Below are 2,909 nucleotides of genomic sequence, written 5' to 3' on the forward strand. Positions count from 1 at the left end.
ATAAAAAGCCTGAAAGTTTGAGTCTTTATATTGCCTAAACAGTTTAATTTTACTTGTTTTAGAAAAAAGCAGTGATAAACTTAGTCCAGCTTAGTTTAGGAGGTAAGCATGTATCAAATCAATATACATCAAGCGAAAACACAATTATCAAAGCTTGTGGAAGAAGCCGCACAAGGCCAAGAGATTATTATTGCCAAAGCCGGTAAACCTATCGCTAAATTAGTTCCACTCGAAAAAGTTGAACGCAAACCGCCGCGCACACCGGGCAGTATGAAAGGCCAGATTTGGATTGCGGATAACTTTGATGAGCCGATGAGCGAAGAAGAGTTGGCTTTGTGGTACGACTCTCCAATTTTCCCAAGCGATGAATAATTGCTAAGATGAAGGTCTCACTTTCAAAGCGGGAGCCCATTAAAACACTTATATGGTTTTGTGATGAAATTACTCCTTGATACGCATATTCTGCTCAATTGGCTAAACGATGATAAAAAACTATCTGAAAATGCCCGTCGATTAATCAGGACTCCGGACAATGATATTTATGTTAGCCACGTCTCTTTATGGGAAATTCAAATTAAAAATATGACGGGAAAATTAAACGCTGACCTAGAAACCCTAATTCAACAATTGTCTGAAAATAATTTTCAACAATTATCTATCCACACCAATCATATCTTGGCTTTAGCCAAGCTACCGCCGCATCATCAAGATCCCTTTGACCGCATGCTGATTTCCCAAGCAATCAATGAACCATTGCATTTAATTACCCATGATAAATATGTCTCGCTTTACAGTGAGTCTATCATTCTAGTTTAGATCAGGAGAAATACATGTGAACATCCAGACCCACTGCTTAGAAACCTGGGGGGACTTAGCCTGCTTTAGCCGCCCGGAAATGAAGGTAGAGCGTTACTCTTACCCAATCATCACACCTTCTGCCGCCAGAGGCATTTTTGACGCGATTTATTTTAAAAAAGACTACAACTTTTACTGGCAAATAGACCGAATTGAAATGTTGCACCCGCCCAAATACATAGCGCTACGGCGCAACGAAGTTAAAGACAAGGCATCAACTTCAGAAATACAAAAGTGGATCAATGGTACCAAAGACATCACGCCGCTATGGGCGGACGGCACCAGCGCCGAACTAGGAACCGACCAAAAAGGCCGGACGCAACGCCAAACCATGGCCTTAAAAAATGTCCATTATCGTATTTATGCCCATATTGTAAGCCGCGACAACAAGGCCGACATGAATGCCTTAAACGCCCAGTTCGAGCGTAGAGCCTCACAAGGCAAATGCTTCTATCAACCTTTTTTCGGTTGCCGAGAGTTTCCTGCCTATTTTGAATTGCTGAAATCCACCACCAAAATACCACCTTTTGACATAGACTTGGATTTGGGCTGGATGCTTTACGATGTTTTTGATTTAAATCAGGTGAATGATAGTCAGGCAAAACCCGCAATTAGCGTATTTCGCGCTCAATTGAAAAGTGGCGTGTTAAACGTGCCGGATTACTATAGCCCGCTGGTTCATAAGCTGGAGGGTGTAGCCCATGTTGAATGAAATCTTGGCTTATGCCGAACGCACAGGTTTAACCTCAGAACCGGGGTTTACCGTTAAAACCGCTAAATGGGCGATTATTGTTAATCAAAATGCCGAGATCAGTGGTATCACGCCCTTGGGCGATGGCAAAAGTGGTTTGAGCTTTACCCGTTGCCCCGACTTATCTCAAGGCGAAATGATTGCAGGAGGGGTTACACGCAGTCAATTTTTAATTGAATCCCTGGCCGTTGCCGCGCTTTTCTATAAAGCCGATACGGATAAAAAAGAACAGCAAAAATACCGCACTAAACATCAGTATTTTATTCAACAACTTGATCTAGCCAGTAAAGATTATCCGGAGTTAACACTTGCCGCAGCAGCACTTAATAACCCCGAACAATTGGAAAAATTACAAAGCCTAATCGAAAACCAGCAACCCAAACCCAAAAGCACCGATAGCGTTACCTTTCTGATTAACGAAAACTACCCGCTCAAATCCACGGCTTGGCATGGCTGGTGGCGCACACAGCGTCAGCCTGTTAGCGTCGCTGAAAGCAAGAAAAAATCGGCAACAACCATGCGTTGTTTATTGACCGGTGCAGCCATAGAACCAGTAGATACGCATCCGAAAATAAAAGGCTTGTCTTCGGTCGGTGGTTTAGGGACGGGCGATGTGTTTATGGCGTTTGACAAAGAGGCGTTCCAATCTTTCGGCCTAGCAAAGTCAACCAACGCCGCAATGGATGAAGTGACTGCTAAAAGTTATGTTGAAACGTTTAACAAGCTCATTAGCGATCAAAGCATACGTTTGGTTAATGGCTTGGCGGTCTATTGGTTTGGACATACTCTCGAAAATAATGACGATGATATGTTTGCCGAGCTGGAAAACCCCAGCGAACCCTTAGCGGGTCAAGCGACGCGTCCTAAACTACTATTAGAAGCCATTCAAGCCGGACAGCGTCCTGACCTGCTCGACAATTACTATTATGTCGTAACCGTATCGGGTCAAGCCGGGCGGGTCATGGTGCGGGATTGGCAGCAAGGGCGGCTGACCGAGTTATTGGAAAATATCGGTGCGTGGTTTGACGATTTACAAATCATTGCCCGTGATGGCGGCAAATTAGCCGCACCCCCTAAATTTCTAGCGATAGTCGGTTGTTTGGTCAGGGATTTAAAAGATGCGCCAGCACCGTTAATCAACGAATTGTGGCGTACAGCTCTCAACAAAAACAAGTCCATTCCTTATGCCGCGTTCATACAAGCCTTATTAGAATCGCGTAAAGCCATTATCAACGAAGAAGCCCAAAACCACGCCCGTATGGGTTTAATGAGAGCCTACCATATCCGCAACAAAGGAGATCAA

The 2,909-nt window shown here is 44.1% G+C and carries 4 protein-coding genes; all 4 read left to right on the top strand.

From position 1 onward, the window contains the following. The first annotated feature begins 108 nt into the window (after positions 1-108). Positions 109-372: a type II toxin-antitoxin system Phd/YefM family antitoxin gene (locus ACLQ6D_RS12560; RefSeq protein WP_411727638.1), complete on the top strand. Its 264-nt coding sequence runs from the start codon at positions 109-111 to the stop codon at positions 370-372. Between the two features lie 63 nt (positions 373-435). Continuing rightward, the gene (locus ACLQ6D_RS12565) at positions 436-816 is read left to right on the top strand and encodes a type II toxin-antitoxin system VapC family toxin (protein ID WP_411727641.1); all 381 of its coding nucleotides are present in this window, start codon (positions 436-438) and stop codon (positions 814-816) included. 16 nt (positions 817-832) lie between these two features. After that, the gene (gene cas5c, locus ACLQ6D_RS12570; RefSeq protein ID WP_411727639.1) at positions 833-1,567 is read left to right on the top strand and encodes a type I-C CRISPR-associated protein Cas5c; all 735 of its coding nucleotides are present in this window, start codon (positions 833-835) and stop codon (positions 1,565-1,567) included. Continuing rightward, the coding region (locus ACLQ6D_RS12575) for a type I-C CRISPR-associated protein Cas8c/Csd1 (RefSeq protein WP_411727640.1) at positions 1,557-2,909 on the top strand (1,353 nt) is incomplete at its 3' end. The genes cas5c and ACLQ6D_RS12575, both read left to right, overlap by 11 nt.

This window comes from Methyloglobulus sp., from assembly GCF_046714055.1.
Lineage (GTDB): Bacteria > Pseudomonadota > Gammaproteobacteria > Methylococcales > Methylomonadaceae > Methyloglobulus.

Excerpts from the sequence above, each read along its gene's own strand:
- ACLQ6D_RS12565 (WP_411727641.1), top strand. The coding sequence starts at position 436 with ATGAAATTACTCCTTGATACGCATATTCTGCTCAATTGGCTAAACGAT.
- ACLQ6D_RS12560 (WP_411727638.1), top strand. The coding sequence starts at position 109 with ATGTATCAAATCAATATACATCAAGCGAAAACACAATTATCAAAGCTT.